The organism is Escherichia sp. E10V10, from assembly GCF_004211985.1.
Taxonomy (GTDB): Bacteria; Pseudomonadota; Gammaproteobacteria; order Enterobacterales; family Enterobacteriaceae; genus Escherichia.
Map to the genome: position 1 here is coordinate 104766 of NZ_RHJO01000010.1, position 16136 is coordinate 120901.

13 protein-coding genes are annotated in these 16136 nt (G+C 50.8%); 7 read left to right on the forward strand and 6 right to left on the reverse strand.

What is annotated here, in order from left to right:
• Positions 1-4: 4 nt before the first annotated feature.
• The 6 genes from D9736_RS14005 to D9736_RS14030 form a co-directional block, all read right to left on the reverse strand.
• Positions 5-334 (reverse strand): cytochrome o ubiquinol oxidase subunit IV, encoded by a 330-nt coding sequence (locus D9736_RS14005; RefSeq protein ID WP_130206254.1) that lies wholly within the window; start codon positions 332-334, stop codon positions 5-7.
• Positions 334-948 carry a cytochrome o ubiquinol oxidase subunit III gene (locus D9736_RS14010; protein ID WP_000179819.1) on the reverse strand — a complete coding sequence of 205 codons (615 nt, stop codon included), beginning with the start codon at positions 946-948 and terminating at the stop codon, positions 334-336. Before D9736_RS14010 ends, D9736_RS14005 begins: the two co-directional genes overlap by 1 nt.
• Positions 938-2929: a cytochrome o ubiquinol oxidase subunit I gene (gene cyoB / locus D9736_RS14015; protein ID WP_130258542.1), complete on the reverse strand. Its 1992-nt coding sequence runs from the start codon at positions 2927-2929 to the stop codon at positions 938-940. The genes D9736_RS14010 and cyoB overlap by 11 nt, the downstream gene beginning before the upstream one ends.
• Before the next feature lie 21 nt (positions 2930-2950).
• Positions 2951-3898 (reverse strand): cytochrome o ubiquinol oxidase subunit II, encoded by a 948-nt coding sequence (cyoA, locus tag D9736_RS14020; RefSeq protein ID WP_001239440.1) that lies wholly within the window; start codon positions 3896-3898, stop codon positions 2951-2953.
• 460 nt (positions 3899-4358) lie between these two features.
• Positions 4359-5834 (reverse strand): muropeptide MFS transporter AmpG, encoded by a 1476-nt coding sequence (ampG, locus tag D9736_RS14025; RefSeq protein WP_130258543.1) that lies wholly within the window; start codon positions 5832-5834, stop codon positions 4359-4361.
• A 43-nt stretch (positions 5835-5877) separates the two neighbouring features.
• The gene (locus D9736_RS14030) at positions 5878-6456 is read right to left on the reverse strand and encodes a lipoprotein (protein WP_130206262.1); all 579 of its coding nucleotides are present in this window, start codon (positions 6454-6456) and stop codon (positions 5878-5880) included.
• A gap of 304 nt (positions 6457-6760) precedes the next feature.
• Between D9736_RS14030 and bolA the strand changes: the two genes are divergently transcribed.
• The 7 genes from bolA (at position 6761) to ppiD (ending at position 16075) form a co-directional block, all read left to right on the forward strand.
• Complete coding sequence (gene bolA, locus D9736_RS14035; protein ID WP_130215453.1) at positions 6761-7078, forward strand: transcriptional regulator BolA; 318 nt, start codon at positions 6761-6763, stop codon at positions 7076-7078.
• A 343-nt stretch (positions 7079-7421) separates the two neighbouring features.
• On the forward strand, positions 7422-8720 hold the full coding sequence (tig, locus tag D9736_RS14040) for a trigger factor (RefSeq protein WP_001198386.1): 1299 nt from the start codon (positions 7422-7424) through the stop codon (positions 8718-8720).
• Positions 8721-8965: 245 nt separating this feature from the next.
• Positions 8966-9589, forward strand: a complete 624-nt coding sequence (clpP, locus tag D9736_RS14045) for an ATP-dependent Clp endopeptidase proteolytic subunit ClpP (protein WP_000122253.1) — start codon at positions 8966-8968, stop codon at positions 9587-9589.
• 125 nt (positions 9590-9714) lie between these two features.
• Complete coding sequence (gene clpX, locus D9736_RS14050) at positions 9715-10989, forward strand: ATP-dependent protease ATP-binding subunit ClpX (RefSeq protein ID WP_000130305.1); 1275 nt, start codon at positions 9715-9717, stop codon at positions 10987-10989.
• A gap of 187 nt (positions 10990-11176) precedes the next feature.
• Positions 11177-13531, forward strand: coding sequence for an endopeptidase La (gene lon / locus D9736_RS14055; RefSeq protein ID WP_064527151.1), 2355 nt, complete (start codon positions 11177-11179; stop codon positions 13529-13531).
• 190 nt (positions 13532-13721) lie between these two features.
• Entirely contained in the window at positions 13722-14012 is a 291-nt protein-coding gene (gene hupB, locus D9736_RS14060; protein ID WP_254892905.1) for a nucleoid-associated protein HU-beta, read from the forward strand.
• A gap of 191 nt (positions 14013-14203) precedes the next feature.
• Positions 14204-16075, forward strand: a complete 1872-nt coding sequence (gene ppiD, locus D9736_RS14065; protein WP_130258544.1) for a peptidylprolyl isomerase — start codon at positions 14204-14206, stop codon at positions 16073-16075.
• Positions 16076-16136: the final 61 nt, after the last annotated feature.

Genomic DNA, 16136 nt, shown 5'->3' on the forward strand with positions numbered 1-16136 from the left:
GCTCTTAGTGCATCATCATGTTGTAGTTGAGGTTCCACATAATCCAGATGGAGCCTACAACCAGGATAGCGATGATTAGCACGGTGAAGACAAACGCCGTCATGTTCCAGCCTTCATCTGATTTGGTATTCATGTGCAGGAAGCACACCAGATGCACCAGAACCTGTACCACTGCCATTGCCAGGATTGTTCCCAGAATTACGGCCGGAGAGGCAGCCCCTGTCATTACCATCCAGAACGGAATCACCGTCAGGATTACCGACAGGATAAAGCCTGTCATGTAGGTTTTTACGCTGCCATGGGATGCGCCGCTATGTTCGTTAGAATGACTCATTACATCGCCCCCATCAGATAAACAACAGTGAACACACAGATCCAAACCACATCCAGGAAGTGCCAGAACAAGCTCAGGCACATGATGCGGGTACGGTTAGTGCTGGTCAGGCCGCGACGGGCGATTTGCACCATCAGCACCGCCATCCAGATAAGACCGGAAGTGACGTGCAGACCGTGCGTGCCGACCAGCGCAAAGAACGCTGACAGGAAGCCGCTGCGATCCGGGCCCATGCCGTTAACAATCAGGTGATGGAATTCATAGATTTCCATCCCGATAAATCCGGCACCAAACAACCAGGTCAACGCCAGCCAGGAGATAACCTGGCTTTTGTTGTTTTTGTACATGGCGATAGCCGCCATGCCGTAGGTGATGGAGCTGAACAACAGCAAGAAAGTTTCAACCAGAACGAACGGCAGTTCGAAAATGTCCTTACCTGTCGGGCCGCCTGCGGTTCCGTTCACCAGAACGGCATAGGTAGCAAACAAGATAGAGAACAGAATGCAGTCGCTCATCAGGTAGATCCAAAATCCGAAGATTTTGGTTCCGCCTGCATCGTGGTGCCCGTGTTCGTGCGCGTGGGCAGTCGCGTGCGTCAAAGTATCAGTTGCCATTTTTCAGCCCTGCCTTAGTAATCTCATCGAAATGCTGGTTTTCCAGTTTTTCGATTTCTGCCACCGGCACGTAGTAATCCACGTCCTCGTCGAAGCTTTTCACGATCCAGGTGATGATCATGCCTGCGAAGCCAACAATCGCCAGCCACCAGATATGCCAGATCATGGCGAAACCGAAGATGGTGGAGAAAGCTGCAATGACGATACCTGCACCGCTGTTTTTCGGCATATGAATTTCTTCATAGTGGTCAGGCTTTTTATACGCTTCGCCTTTCTCTTTCATTTCCCAGAATGCATCACGCTCGTGAACGTGCGGCACAACGGCAAAGTTATAGAACGGAGGCGGGGAAGAGGTTGCCCACTCCAGCGTACGACCACCCCACGGGTCGCCAGTCAGGTCACGGTTCTGGTCGCGGTCGCGAATAGAAACGTACATCTGAATAACGAGGCAGAGAATACCCAGCGCAATCAGTACTGCACCGCTGGCTGCAATCATCAGCATGGTGTGGAACTGCGGGTCAATCTGCTGGCTCAAGCGACGAGTCATGCCCATGAAGCCCAGCGCATACAGCGGCATAAAGGCAACGAAGAAGCCGATGATCCAGAACCAGAACGCGCGTTTACCCCAGGTTTCGTTCAGTTTGAAACCGAACGCTTTAGGCCACCAGTAGGTCATCCCTGCGAAGCAGCCGAAGACCACGCCGCCGATGATAACGTTATGGAAGTGCGCAATCAGGAACAGGCTGTTATGCAGAACGAAGTCCGCGCCCGGTACTGCCAGCAGCACACCAGTCATACCGCCCACCGAGAAGGTGACGATAAAGCCGATGGTCCACAGCATCGCAGAATGGAACACGATGCGGCCCTGATACATGGTGAACAGCCAGTTGAAGATCTTCACCCCGGTCGGGATGGCGATAATCATGGTGGTGATACCAAAGAAGGCGTTTACGTTCGCGCCCGCACCCATCGTAAAGAAGTGGTGCAGCCAGACGATGAACGACAGCACGGTGATACAGACGGTTGCCCATACCAGCGAGGTATAACCAAACAGGCGTTTACGCGAGAAGGTTGCCGCAATTTCGGAGAACACACCGAAAACAGGCAGGATCAGGATGTAAACTTCCGGGTGGCCCCAAGCCCAAATCAGGTTGATGTACATCATCATGTTGCCACCCATATCGTTGGTAAAGAAATGGGTGCCCAGATAGCGATCCAGGGTCAACAACGCGACGGTAACCGTCAGAATTGGGAAGGAAGCAATAATCAGAATGTTTGCGCACAGTGATGCCCAGGTAAATACCGGCATCTTAAACATGGTCATGCCCGGTGCACGCATCTTCAGAATGGTAACGAAGAAGTTGATACCGGTTAGCGTCGTACCTATACCGGATAGCTGGAGACTCCATATCCAGTAATCGACACCGACTCCCGGACTGTACTCTATTCCCGATAGCGGTGGATAGGCCAGCCAGCCGGTCTGCGCAAATTCGCCCACGCCGAGAGAAACGTTAACCAGAATCACACCAACAACGGTAAACCAGAAGCTTAAGTTGTTGAGGAACGGGAACGCAACGTCACGCGCGCCGATCTGCAGCGGAACCACCAGGTTCATCAGACCGATAACGAAAGGCATCGCCACGAAGAAGATCATAATCACGCCGTGCGCGGTGAAGATCTGATCGTAGTGGTGAGGTGGCAGGAAGCCCGCTTCACCCGCCGAGGCAAGGGCCTGCTGGCTACGCATCATAATGGCGTCAGCAAAACCACGCAGCAACATCACAATCGCTACGATGATATACATGATACCGAGGCGTTTATGGTCGACGGAGGTCAGCCACTCTTTCCACAGGTAGGTCCACTTACCGAAGTAAGTGATCAGGCCAACGAGCGCCAGACCTCCCAAAATAATGCCAGCGATCGTAACCATGACGATAGGTTCATGGTACGGGACTGCATCAAGTGATAATTTTCCGAACATCTTTATTCTTCCTCAACCCCTTTAATGGGCGGATTCCGCGTGGCTCATGTCCATGCCTTCCATACCTTCGTGTGCGCTGTGCTCACCTTCTGGCTGGGTCATGTCCATGCTCTTACCGTGAGCCATAAACTTATTAATCACATCGGCAAACAAGTCTGGTTTCACGTTGGAGAAATATTCCACCTGGTTGTATTCGCTAGGCGCGGCCAGTTTTTCGAACGCTGCCATGTCAGACATGCTGTTCGGCGACTGTTTCGCTTTTGCGACCCACTGGTCGAATTCGGCGCGATCCGGCGTTGCGATAGCTTTGAACTTCATGCCTGAGAAGCCCGGACCGCTGTAGCTGGCGGAGATACCGTCATAAGTACCGGGTTCGTTGGCGATCAGATGCAGGCGAGTCTGCATACCGGCCATGGCATAAATCTGGCTACCCAGACGCGGAATGAAGAAGGAGTTCATCACGGAGTTGGAGGTCACTTTGAAGTACACCGGAGTGTTCGCCGGGAAAGCGATTTCATTCACGGTAGCAATTCCCTGTTCCGGGTAGATGAAGAACCATTTCCAGTCCATGGAAACCACTTCGATGGTAATGGGCTTCTCGTCATGCGCCAGCGGCTTGCTAGGCTCAAGAGCGTGAGTAGTTTTCCAGGTCAGTACCGCAAGGAAGATGATGATTAAGATAGGTACCGTCCAGACCACAGCTTCCACTTTATTGGAGTGTGACCAGTTCGGGCTGTACTTAGCATCTTTATTGCTCGCACGGTACTTCCAGGCGAAACCAACAGCCATCAAGATTGCGGGAATAACGACAATCAACATCAGGCCAAATGCCGTCAGTATCAGTGAACGTTGCTCCAGACCAATCTGTCCTTTGGGATCTAACAGCGCAGAATTACAACCACTGAGCAATACAGTGCCTGCAAATAATGACAACCATCCCAAACTTTTATTGTATTTCCTGAGTCTCATTTAACGACCTCAATTCCACGGGATCTGGTGGCGTTTAAAGTGTGTGGGCATTTTACGGGAAGGTTACATTACTGTAAACATGATTAAATTCCTGTTACTTGGATTTGGCTGCCAGGTCACATATGTTGCAAAACATATCAAGCTGGTTTTAAGAAGCTGTTGCAAAAGGGCGTTATAACGAAAGGGGCGCGCGGAAGGGGGGTGGCAGGGCAATTGGTATAACCAATCTCAAAATAAAACAATTATTTAACAAATAATTATCATTGAAGTGACAATTCAGGTGATGGGAAATAAAGTGTCATTAGCTGAATCGTGTAAGAAAAATAGAATCTATAAATGGCGTCAATAATTTTAGAAATCTAAGCCGCACAAAAGAACAAATATTATTAAGCGATGCTGATGTTTATTTAGCCGTAATAATTACGCCGGGTGATTACTACAGCTAAATAATATTCACAGATTACGTCAGATGTGTTTTTCGTAGCGCCAGATAATCCAGCAAACCACCAAGCACGACTCCGCCCAGGGCGATTAAAACGCCGACTTCCAGCAGAGCAGGCAGGAAAGAGAAGTGGGTCAAATCCAGCGCGTCCATCGTCAATAGCAGTAACCACACGGCTAACAGACTGACGCCCGTTGCCAGCGTCGACATGGCAAAGGCATAACCTGCCGGATACCCGGTACGAGAGATAAAGTCGTTATTGACCCATGTGTACTCCAGCGTGCGGCGGCAAACCAGCAGCAAAATAAGTCCAGGTACGGCGGCGGCAACAGAGAACAGATAGAACGTCGGCCAGCCGTGAGCTTCAACAAACCAACCTGCTACTGGTCCTACATAAACCCGTCCTACAGCAGAAAGCGCCGAGAGCAGGGCGAACTGGGTAGCGGAAAATGACTTATTACACAGGGTCATTAATAGCGCCACAAATGCTGATGTTCCCATCCCGCCACACAGGTTTTCGAAAAAGACAGCCGCGCCCATGCTGTAGAGATGCTTATCAGTCACGGAAAGTAGCCAGTAACCGGCGTTGGACGCACCTTGTAAAAGGCCGAAAATCATGAGCGCACGGAACAATGACAGGCGCTGCATTAAAATTCCGCCGAACAATGCGCCGACGATGGTCGCCAGTAGACCGAGCGTTTTGTTAACTACACCCACTTCGCCGGCATCAAATCCGACACCGCGAATCAAAAACGTGGTTGTCAGGCTCATGGCGAAAGCATCGCCCAGTTTGTACAGTACGATTAAAAGCAGAATCAGCCATGCGTTATTGCGGCCAAAGAAATCACGCAATGGTGCTACAACGGCCCGTTCCAGCGTTTTGGGTACAGGAATGGTGTCGGTTGGTTCTGGTGCAAGCAGTGTCGCGATAATACAGGGGATCAGCAGCGCCGCCATCAACCAGTACATGCCTTGCCAGCCCAACCATTTATCCGCCAGCCATAAAGCCAGGCCGCCGGATACCAGCATCCCCAGGCGATACCCCAGCACGCTGATTGCTGCACCTGCGCCGCGTTCTTCCGCTGGAAGCACATCCGTTTTCCAGGCATCAAAGACGATATCCTGGGAGGCGGAGCAAAAAGCGATCACCACCGCCAGAGCTGCCATCCAGCGTAATTGGGTGCCAGGTTCGAGAAAACCCATCGCCGCAATGGACAGTAACAATAGAGTTTGTGTAGCGAGCAGCCAACCGCGCCGACGTCCGAGGAACGGTGGGGTGTAGCGGTCCATCAGCGGGGACCAGAGAAATTTAAATACATAAGCCTGGCCTACCAGAGAGAAGAAACCGATGGTTTTAAGATCGATATTCTCAACGGTCATCCACGCCTGTAACGTGCCGGATGTCAGGGCAAGCGGTAGCCCGGATGCAAAACCCAGGATCAGCAAAATGGCTGAACGCGGCTGTTGGAAAATACGTAAATATTGACTGGACATGGGCGTCTACAGGCCCGGCTTGCACCGGGCCAGAGGGCAGAAATTAACGCGCGTTCTGCTTGATGAATTCGTGAATGCTGGTGTCCTGAGACATGTCAGCAATGGTGTCGGTCAGCACACTGTTAACCGCATCGGCGATATTTTTGTTGGAAGCCTGAAAAGCGCCTTCAACGTTGTAGCTGGCACGATAGTTTTTGGTCATCTTGTTGCCATTCTGCGCGGTGGCGATGATGGCGATATCTGCTTTAGTGGCGATGTTGTAACGCACGTTACCCTGGGACACGTCAGCATACAGTTGGCTAACGATGATTTGCAGATTAACCGGACCATTTGGGCCGACCATGTAACCACGCGCGGTCATTTGTTTTTCCAGCACTTCTTGCAGCAGGAAACGCAAATCGCGAGAGGCGGTCAGGGTGACAATCTGATTATCGCGGGTCACTTTCGCCAGCGCCTGATCGGTACGTTGATCGGCACCATTAATGCTAACGGTGACGCCCATCAGGCTTGGATCCTGCTGCGGCAGCGTCATCGTTGGGGAAACGTCAATCGTCGTTGGTGGTGTTGCGCATCCTGCAAGCATAAACAGAGCAACTAATGGGAAGAGGATTTTTTTGAACATGTTCTGGCTCTCAGAGACTGGTAAGCGTGTTTGGTAAAAATTCTCGCCATCATAACATTGCCAACGACGAGGGGAAGTGGGTAAGGCATGTAAATTCATCGTGTTGACGAAATAATCACCGTGAGTAAAAGAATCACTCGTGCGCAGCCTGTGAATTAATCTTTAAATCAGTAAACTTCATACGGTTGACTGAAAAACTGGGACGAAAGCTAAATATTTGTTGCTAAGCTGTAATGGTAACGGTAAAAGCGGCTAGTATTTAAAGGGATGGGTGACATCTCAGCGTTGTCGGAGGAGATATTTCATGATGATACGTGAGCGGATAGAAGAAAAATTAAGGGCGTCGTTCCAACCCGTATTCCTCGAAGTTGTGGATGAAAGCTATCGTCACAATGTCCCAGCCGGCTCTGAAAGCCATTTTAAAGTTGTGCTGGTCAGCGATCGTTTTACGGGTGAACGTTTTCTGAATCGTCATCGAATGATTTACAGTACTTTAGCGGAGGAACTCTCTACTACCGTTCATGCGCTGGCTCTGCATACTTACACTATTAAGGAATGGGAAGGGTTGCAGGATACCATTTTTGCCTCTCCTCCCTGTCGTGGAGCAGGAAGCATCGCGTAAAAACGCATTTGCAACCGTCAGCGCTTTTCCAGTATGTTGCTAAAGATTTTATGAAAAACGGCCTGCGGGCCGTTTTGTTTTGTCTGGATTTTGTGCTTTTTGCCCAGCATTCAGACGAAAATTCCCCGGGGATTGTGAAAAAATACGCGGTAGCGCGCAATAACCGTTCTCGACTCATAAAAGTGATGCCGCTATAATGCCGCGTCCTATTTGAATGCTTTCGGGATGATTCTGGTAACAGGGAATGTGATTGATTATAAGAACATCCCGGTACCGCGAAGCCAACAACCTGTGCTTGCGGGGTAAGAGTTGACCGAGCACTGTGATTTTTTGAGGTAACAAGATGCAAGTTTCAGTTGAAACCACTCAAGGCCTTGGCCGCCGTGTAACGATTACTATCGCTGCTGACAGCATCGAAACCGCTGTTAAAAGCGAGCTGGTCAACGTTGCGAAAAAAGTACGTATTGACGGCTTCCGTAAAGGCAAAGTGCCAATGAATATCGTTGCTCAGCGTTATGGCGCGTCTGTACGCCAGGACGTTCTGGGCGACCTGATGAGCCGTAACTTCATTGACGCCATCATTAAAGAAAAAATCAATCCGGCTGGCGCACCGACCTATGTTCCGGGCGAATACAAGCTGGGTGAAGACTTCACCTACTCTGTAGAGTTTGAAGTGTATCCGGAAGTTGAACTGCAGGGTCTGGAAGCGATCGAAGTTGAAAAACCGATCGTGGAAGTGACCGACGCTGACGTTGACGGCATGCTGGATACTCTGCGTAAACAGCAGGCGACCTGGAAAGAAAAAGACGGCGCTGTTGAAGCAGAAGACCGCGTAACCATCGACTTCACCGGTTCAGTTGACGGCGAAGAGTTCGAAGGCGGTAAAGCGTCTGATTTCGTACTGGCGATGGGTCAGGGTCGCATGATCCCGGGCTTTGAAGACGGTATCAAAGGCCACAAAGCTGGCGAAGAGTTCACCATCGACGTGACCTTCCCGGAAGAATACCACGCAGAAAACCTGAAGGGTAAAGCAGCGAAATTCGCTATCAACCTGAAGAAAGTTGAAGAGCGTGAACTGCCGGAACTGACTGCAGAATTCATCAAACGTTTCGGCGTTGAAGATGGTTCCGTAGAAGGTCTGCGCGCTGAAGTGCGTAAAAACATGGAGCGCGAGCTGAAGAGCGCCATCCGTAACCGCGTTAAGTCTCAGGCGATCGAAGGTCTGGTAAAAGCTAACGACATCGACGTACCGGCTGCGCTGATCGACAGCGAAATCGATGTTCTGCGTCGTCAGGCTGCACAGCGTTTCGGTGGCAACGAGAAACAAGCGCTGGAACTGCCGCGTGAACTGTTCGAAGAACAGGCTAAACGCCGCGTAGTTGTTGGCCTGCTGCTGGGCGAAGTTATCCGCACCAACGAGCTGAAAGCTGACGAAGAGCGCGTGAAAGGCTTGATCGAAGAGATGGCTTCTGCGTACGAAGATCCGAAAGAAGTTATCGAGTTCTACAGCAAAAACAAAGAACTGATGGACAACATGCGCAATGTTGCTCTGGAAGAACAGGCTGTAGAAGCTGTACTGGCGAAAGCGAAAGTGACTGAAAAAGAAACCACTTTCAACGAGCTGATGAACCAGCAGGCGTAATTTACGCAGCATAACGCGCTAAATTCGCACAAAGGCCCGTCACCGCCAGGTGGTGGGCTTTTTTTTGTCATGAATTTTGCATGGAACCGTGCGAAAACGCTCTTTCGGTGTTAGCGTAACAACAAAAGATTGTTATGCTTGAAATATGGTGATGCCGTACCCATAACACAGGGACTAGCTGATAATCCGTCCATAAGGTTACAATCGGTACAGCAGGTTTTTTCAATTTTATCCAGGAGACGGAAATGTCATACAGCGGCGAACGAGATAACTTTGCACCCCATATGGCGCTGGTGCCGATGGTCATTGAACAGACCTCACGCGGTGAGCGCTCTTTTGATATCTATTCTCGTCTACTTAAGGAACGCGTCATTTTTCTGACTGGCCAGGTTGAAGACCACATGGCTAACCTGATTGTGGCGCAGATGCTGTTCCTGGAAGCGGAAAACCCAGAAAAAGATATCTATCTGTACATTAACTCCCCAGGCGGAGTGATCACTGCCGGGATGTCTATCTATGACACCATGCAGTTTATCAAGCCTGATGTCAGCACCATCTGTATGGGCCAGGCGGCCTCGATGGGCGCATTCCTGCTGACCGCAGGGGCAAAAGGTAAACGTTTCTGCCTGCCGAACTCGCGCGTGATGATTCACCAGCCGCTGGGCGGCTACCAGGGCCAGGCGACCGATATCGAAATTCATGCCCGTGAGATTCTAAAAGTTAAAGGGCGCATGAATGAACTTATGGCGCTCCATACGGGTCAATCATTAGAACAGATTGAACGAGATACCGAGCGCGATCGCTTTCTTTCCGCCCCTGAAGCGGTGGAATACGGTCTGGTCGATTCGATTCTGACCCATCGTAATTGATGCCAGAGGCGCAACTGTGCCGCTATACTTATCCAGGGCGGCACAACGCTATAAGCGACTTGCGCCTGAGAATGGCATTTGCGTCGTCGTGTGCGGCACAAAGAACAAAGAAGAGGTTTTGACCCATGACAGATAAACGCAAAGATGGCTCAGGCAAACTGTTGTACTGCTCTTTTTGCGGCAAAAGCCAGCATGAAGTGCGCAAGCTGATTGCCGGACCATCCGTGTATATCTGCGACGAATGTGTTGATTTATGTAACGACATCATTCGCGAAGAGATTAAAGAAGTTGCACCGCATCGTGAACGCAGTGCGCTACCGACGCCGCATGAAATTCGCAACCATCTGGACGATTACGTAATCGGTCAGGAACAGGCGAAAAAAGTGCTGGCGGTCGCGGTATACAACCACTACAAACGTCTGCGCAATGGCGATACCAGCAATGGCGTCGAGTTGGGCAAAAGTAACATTCTACTGATCGGTCCGACCGGTTCCGGTAAAACGCTGCTGGCTGAAACGCTGGCACGCCTGCTGGATGTTCCGTTCACTATGGCCGATGCGACTACACTGACCGAAGCCGGTTATGTGGGCGAAGACGTTGAAAACATCATTCAGAAGCTGTTGCAGAAGTGCGACTACGACGTACAGAAAGCGCAGCGCGGTATTGTCTACATCGATGAAATTGACAAGATTTCACGTAAGTCTGACAACCCGTCTATTACCCGTGACGTTTCCGGTGAAGGCGTACAGCAGGCACTGTTGAAACTGATCGAAGGTACAGTTGCAGCTGTTCCACCACAGGGCGGGCGTAAGCATCCGCAGCAGGAGTTCTTGCAGGTAGATACCTCTAAGATCCTGTTTATCTGTGGTGGTGCGTTTGCTGGTCTGGATAAAGTGATTTCCCATCGTGTAGAAACCGGCTCCGGCATTGGTTTTGGCGCGACGGTAAAAGCGAAGTCCGACAAAGCAAGTGAAGGCGAACTGCTGGCGCAGGTAGAACCGGAAGATCTGATCAAATTTGGTCTGATCCCTGAGTTCATCGGTCGTCTGCCAGTTGTAGCAACGCTGAATGAACTGAGCGAAGAAGCCCTGATTCAGATCCTTAAAGAGCCGAAAAACGCCCTGACCAAGCAATATCAGGCGTTGTTTAATCTTGAGGGCGTTGATCTGGAGTTCCGTGACGAGGCGCTGGATGCTATTGCTAAGAAAGCGATGGCGCGTAAAACCGGTGCTCGTGGTCTGCGCTCCATCGTAGAAGCCGCACTGCTCGATACCATGTACGATCTGCCGTCCATGGAAGATGTCGAAAAAGTGGTTATCGACGAATCGGTAATTGATGGCCAGAGCAAACCGCTGCTGATTTATGGTAAGCCGGAAGCGCAACAGGCATCTGGTGAATAATTAACCATTCGCATACAGTCAGTTAACCAAAAAGGGGGGATTTTATCTCCCCTTTCATTTTTCCTCTATTCTCGACGTTGAATGTGGGGGAAACATCCCCATATACTGACGTACATGTTAATAGATGGCGTGAAGCACAGTCGTGTCATCTGATTACCTGGCGGAAATTAAACTAAGAGAGAGCTCTATGAATCCTGAGCGTTCTGAACGCATTGAAATCCCCGTATTGCCGCTGCGCGATGTGGTGGTTTATCCGCACATGGTCATCCCCTTATTTGTCGGGCGGGAAAAATCTATCCGTTGTCTGGAAGCGGCGATGGACCATGATAAAAAAATTATGCTGGTCGCGCAGAAAGAAGCTTCAACGGATGAGCCGGGTGTAAACGATCTTTTCACCGTCGGGACCGTGGCCTCTATATTGCAGATGCTGAAGCTGCCTGACGGCACCGTCAAAGTGCTGGTCGAGGGGTTACAGCGCGCGCGTATTTCTGCGCTCTCTGACAATGGCGAACACTTTTCTGCGAAGGCGGAGTATCTGGAATCGCCGACCATTGAGGAGCGGGAACAGGAAGTGCTGGTGCGTACTGCAATCAGCCAGTTCGAAGGCTACATCAAGCTGAATAAGAAAATCCCACCAGAAGTGCTGACGTCGCTTAACAGCATCGACGATCCTGCGCGTCTGGCAGATACCATTGCCGCGCATATGCCGCTGAAACTGGCTGACAAACAGTCTGTTCTTGAGATGTCCGACGTTAACGAGCGTCTGGAATATCTGATGGCGATGATGGAATCGGAAATCGATCTGCTGCAGGTTGAGAAACGTATTCGTAACCGCGTGAAAAAGCAGATGGAGAAATCCCAGCGTGAGTACTATCTGAACGAGCAGATGAAAGCCATTCAGAAAGAACTCGGCGAAATGGACGACGCGCCGGACGAAAACGAAGCCCTGAAGCGCAAAATCGACGCGGCGAAAATGCCGAAAGAGGCAAAAGAAAAAGCGGAAGCAGAACTGCAGAAGCTGAAAATGATGTCTCCGATGTCGGCAGAAGCAACCGTGGTGCGTGGTTATATCGACTGGATGGTACAGGTGCCGTGGAATGCGCGTAGCAAGGTCAAAAAAGACCTGCGTCAGGCGCAAGAAATCCTCGATACCGATCATTATGGTCTGGAGCGCGTGAAAGATCGTATCCTTGAGTACCTCGCGGTTCAAAGCCGTGTAAACAAAATCAAGGGGCCGATCCTCTGCCTGGTAGGGCCGCCGGGGGTAGGTAAAACGTCCCTGGGTCAGTCCATAGCCAAAGCCACAGGACGTAAATATGTCCGTATGGCACTGGGCGGCGTGCGTGATGAAGCGGAAATCCGTGGTCACCGCCGTACTTACATCGGTTCTATGCCGGGTAAATTGATCCAGAAAATGGCGAAAGTGGGCGTGAAAAACCCGCTGTTCCTGCTCGATGAGATCGACAAAATGTCTTCTGACATGCGTGGCGATCCGGCTTCTGCACTGCTTGAAGTGTTGGATCCAGAGCAGAACGTGGCGTTCAGCGACCATTACCTGGAAGTGGATTACGACCTGAGTGACGTGATGTTTGTCGCGACATCGAACTCCATGAACATTCCGGCACCGCTGCTGGATCGTATGGAAGTGATTCGCCTCTCCGGTTATACCGAAGATGAAAAACTGAACATCGCCAAACGTCACTTGCTGCCGAAGCAGATTGAACGTAATGCGCTGAAAAAAGGTGAGCTGACCGTCGACGATAGCGCCATTATCGGCATTATTCGTTACTACACCCGTGAGGCAGGCGTGCGTGGTCTGGAGCGTGAAATCTCCAAACTGTGCCGTAAAGCGGTTAAGCAGTTACTTCTCGATAAGTCATTAAAACATATCGAAATTAACGGCGATAACCTGCATGACTACCTCGGCGTACAACGTTTCGACTATGGTCGCGCGGATAACGAAAACCGCGTCGGTCAGGTAACGGGTCTGGCGTGGACAGAAGTCGGCGGCGACTTGCTGACCATCGAAACTGCATGTGTACCAGGCAAAGGTAAACTCACTTATACCGGTTCGCTGGGCGAAGTGATGCAAGAGTCCATTCAGGCGGCGTTAACGGTGGTTCGTGCGCGTGCGGAAAAACTGGGGATCAATCCAGATTTTTACGAAAAACGCGACATCCACGTGCACGTACCGGAAGGTGCGACGCCGAAAGATGGTCCGAGCGCTGGTATTGCCATGTGCACTGCGCTGGTTTCTTGCCTGACCGGTAACCCGGTTCGCGCCGATGTGGCGATGACGGGCGAGATAACCTTGCGTGGCCAAGTGTTACCAATCGGCGGTTTGAAAGAAAAACTGCTGGCGGCGCATCGTGGTGGAATTAAAACTGTGTTAATTCCGTACGAAAATAAACGCGATCTGGAAGAGATTCCAGACAATGTTATTGCCGATCTGGACATTCATCCGGTGAAACGTATTGAGGAAGTTCTGACTCTCGCGTTGCAAAATGAGCCGTCTGGCATGCAGGTTGTAACCGCAAAATAGTGACCTCGCGCAAAATGCACTAATAAAAAAAGGGCTGGCAGGTAAATTCGGACTTGCCAGCCTTTTTTTGTCTCGTTAAGTTAGAGGGCGGATTAGGCTTGCCCTTATTAAGGGGTGTTGTAAGGGGATGGCTGGCCTGATATAACTGCTGCGCGTTCGCACCTTGAAGGATTCAAGTGCGAGATAAATTATAAAGAGGAAGAGAAGAGTGAATAAATCTCAATTGATTGACAAGATTGCTGCAGGGGCTGATATCTCTAAAGCTGCGGCTGGCCGTGCGTTAGATGCTATTATTGCTTCCGTAACTGAATCCCTGAAAGAAGGGGATGATGTAGCACTGGTAGGTTTTGGTACTTTTGCCGTTAAAGAGCGTGCTGCCCGTACTGGTCGCAACCCGCAGACCGGTAAAGAGATCACCATCGCTGCAGCTAAAGTACCGAGCTTCCGTGCAGGTAAAGCACTGAAAGACGCGGTAAACTAAGTGTTGTCCCCATTGGGGATGTGACGAAGTTCAAGGGCGCATCTACTGATGTGCCTTTTTTATTTGTATTCCGTGACTTTCTGCGCATTGTGGGCTGACAATTGCCCCCGTTTCTTGTCACAATAGGCCTTTGCGCGCAGCGATAAGTTGCGTGAGGTATACAGTCATCTACAGCGGAGTGTTGTTACACCATGATGGACAGCTTACGCACGGCTGCAAACAGTCTCGTGCTCAAGATTATTTTCGGTATCATTATCGTGTCGTTCATATTGACCGGCGTGAGTGGTTACCTGATTGGCGGAGGCAATAACTACGCCGCAAAAGTGAATGACCAGGAAATCAGCCGTGGGCAGTTCGAGAACGCCTTCAACAGCGAGCGTAATCGCATGCAGCAACAGCTGGGCGATCAATACTCCGAGTTGGCGGCGAACGAAGGCTATATGAAAACCCTGCGTCAACAGGTGCTGAATCGTCTTATTGACGAGGCGCTGCTGGATCAGTACGCTCGCGAACTGAAACTGGGTATCAGCGATGAGCAGGTCAAGCAGGCGATTTTCGCGACCCCGGCTTTCCAGGTTGACGGCAAGTTCGATAACAGCCGCTACAACGATATCCTCAACCGAATGGGAATGAGTGCCGATCAGTACGCGCAGGCGCTGCGTAACCAGCTCACCACCCAACAGCTGATTAATGGCGTTGCCGGCACCGACTTTATGCTGAAAGGTGAAACTGACGAACTGGCCGCGCTGGTCGCTCAACAACGTGTAGTGCGTGAAGCGACTATCGACGTTAATGCGCTGGCGGCTAAGCAAGCTGTGACCGAAGCAGAAATCGCCAGCTACTACGAGCAAAACAAAAACAATTTCATGACTCCGGAACAGTTCCGCGTGAGCTACATCAAGCTGGATGCCGCCACGATGCAGCAACCGGTTAGCGATGCGGATATCCAGAGCTACTACGATCAGCATCAGGATCAATTCACCCAGCCGCAGCGCACGCGCTACAGCATCATCCAGACCAAAACTGAAGATGAAGCGAAAGCCGTACTTGATGCGCTGAACAAAGGCGGTGATTTTGCCGCGTTAGCAAAAGAAAAATCTGCCGATATTATCTCTGCCCGTAATGGCGGTGATATGGGTTGGTTAGAAGACGCCACCACTCCGGACGAGCTGAAAAATGCCGGTCTGAAAGAAAAAGGTCAGCTTTCTGGCGTGATCAAATCCTCGGTAGGTTTCCTGATCGTCCGTCTGGATGACATTCAGCCAGCAAAAGTGAAGTCGTTAGACGAAGTGCGTGACGACATCGCAGCGAAAGTGAAACACGAAAAAGCGCTGGATGCATACTACGCGCTGCAACAGAAAATAAGCGATGCAGCAAGCAATGACACTGAATCTCTGGCAGGTGCAGAGCAGGCAGCGGGCGTTAAAGCTACTCAGACTGGCTGGTTCAGCAAAGATAAGCTGCCGGAAGAGTTAAACTTCAAGCCAGTTGCGGACGCTATCTTTAACGGCGGTCTGATTGGTGAAAACGGCGCGCCGGGCATCAACTCTGACATCATCACCGTAGACGGCGATCGTGCATTCGTTCTGCGTATCAGTGAGCATAAACCGGAAGCGGTTAAACCGCTGGCAGATGTTCAGGAACAGGTTAAAGCAATGGTTCAGCACAACAAAGCTGAACAGCAAGCGAAAGTGGATGCTGAAAAACTGCTGGTTGATCTGAAAGCGGGCAAAGGTGCGGAAGCTATGCAGGCTGCCGGTGTGAAATTTGGTGAGCCGAAAACCTTAAGCCGTTCTGGTCGTGACCCGATTAGCCTGGCGGCATTTGCACTGCCTCTGCCAGCGAAAGACAAACCGAGCTACGGTATGGCGACCGATATGCAGGGCAATGTCGTTCTGCTGGCGCTGGACGAAGTGAAACAAGGTTCAATGCCGGAAGAGCAGAAAAAAGCGATGGTGCAGGGCATTACCCAAAACAACGCACAAATCGTCTTTGAAGCTCTGATGAGTAACCTGCGCAAAGAGGCGAAAATCAAAATTGGCGATGCGCTGGAACAGCAATAATCCTGAAGCCGCCTCGCAAAAAAATGCTTTGCAGCTGTAACAAGAAAAGGTCGCTTTCGCG

What these genes read in the sequence shown, in the direction of transcription:
- D9736_RS14005 (WP_130206254.1), bottom strand. Translation starts at nt 334, where the DNA reads ATGAGTCATTCTAACGAACATAGCGGCGCATCCCATGGCAGCGTAAAA.
- D9736_RS14010 (WP_000179819.1), bottom strand. Translation starts at nt 948, where the DNA reads ATGGCAACTGATACTTTGACGCACGCGACTGCCCACGCGCACGAACAC.
- cyoB (WP_130258542.1), bottom strand. Translation starts at nt 2,929, where the DNA reads ATGTTCGGAAAATTATCACTTGATGCAGTCCCGTACCATGAACCTATC.
- cyoA (WP_001239440.1), bottom strand. Translation starts at nt 3,898, where the DNA reads ATGAGACTCAGGAAATACAATAAAAGTTTGGGATGGTTGTCATTATTT.
- ampG (WP_130258543.1), bottom strand. Translation starts at nt 5,834, where the DNA reads ATGTCCAGTCAATATTTACGTATTTTCCAACAGCCGCGTTCAGCCATT.
- D9736_RS14030 (WP_130206262.1), bottom strand. Translation starts at nt 6,456, where the DNA reads ATGTTCAAAAAAATCCTCTTCCCATTAGTTGCTCTGTTTATGCTTGCA.
- bolA (WP_130215453.1), top strand. Translation starts at nt 6,761, where the DNA reads ATGATGATACGTGAGCGGATAGAAGAAAAATTAAGGGCGTCGTTCCAA.
- tig (WP_001198386.1), top strand. Translation starts at nt 7,422, where the DNA reads ATGCAAGTTTCAGTTGAAACCACTCAAGGCCTTGGCCGCCGTGTAACG.
- clpP (WP_000122253.1), top strand. Translation starts at nt 8,966, where the DNA reads ATGTCATACAGCGGCGAACGAGATAACTTTGCACCCCATATGGCGCTG.
- clpX (WP_000130305.1), top strand. Translation starts at nt 9,715, where the DNA reads ATGACAGATAAACGCAAAGATGGCTCAGGCAAACTGTTGTACTGCTCT.
- lon (WP_064527151.1), top strand. Translation starts at nt 11,177, where the DNA reads ATGAATCCTGAGCGTTCTGAACGCATTGAAATCCCCGTATTGCCGCTG.
- ppiD (WP_130258544.1), top strand. Translation starts at nt 14,204, where the DNA reads ATGATGGACAGCTTACGCACGGCTGCAAACAGTCTCGTGCTCAAGATT.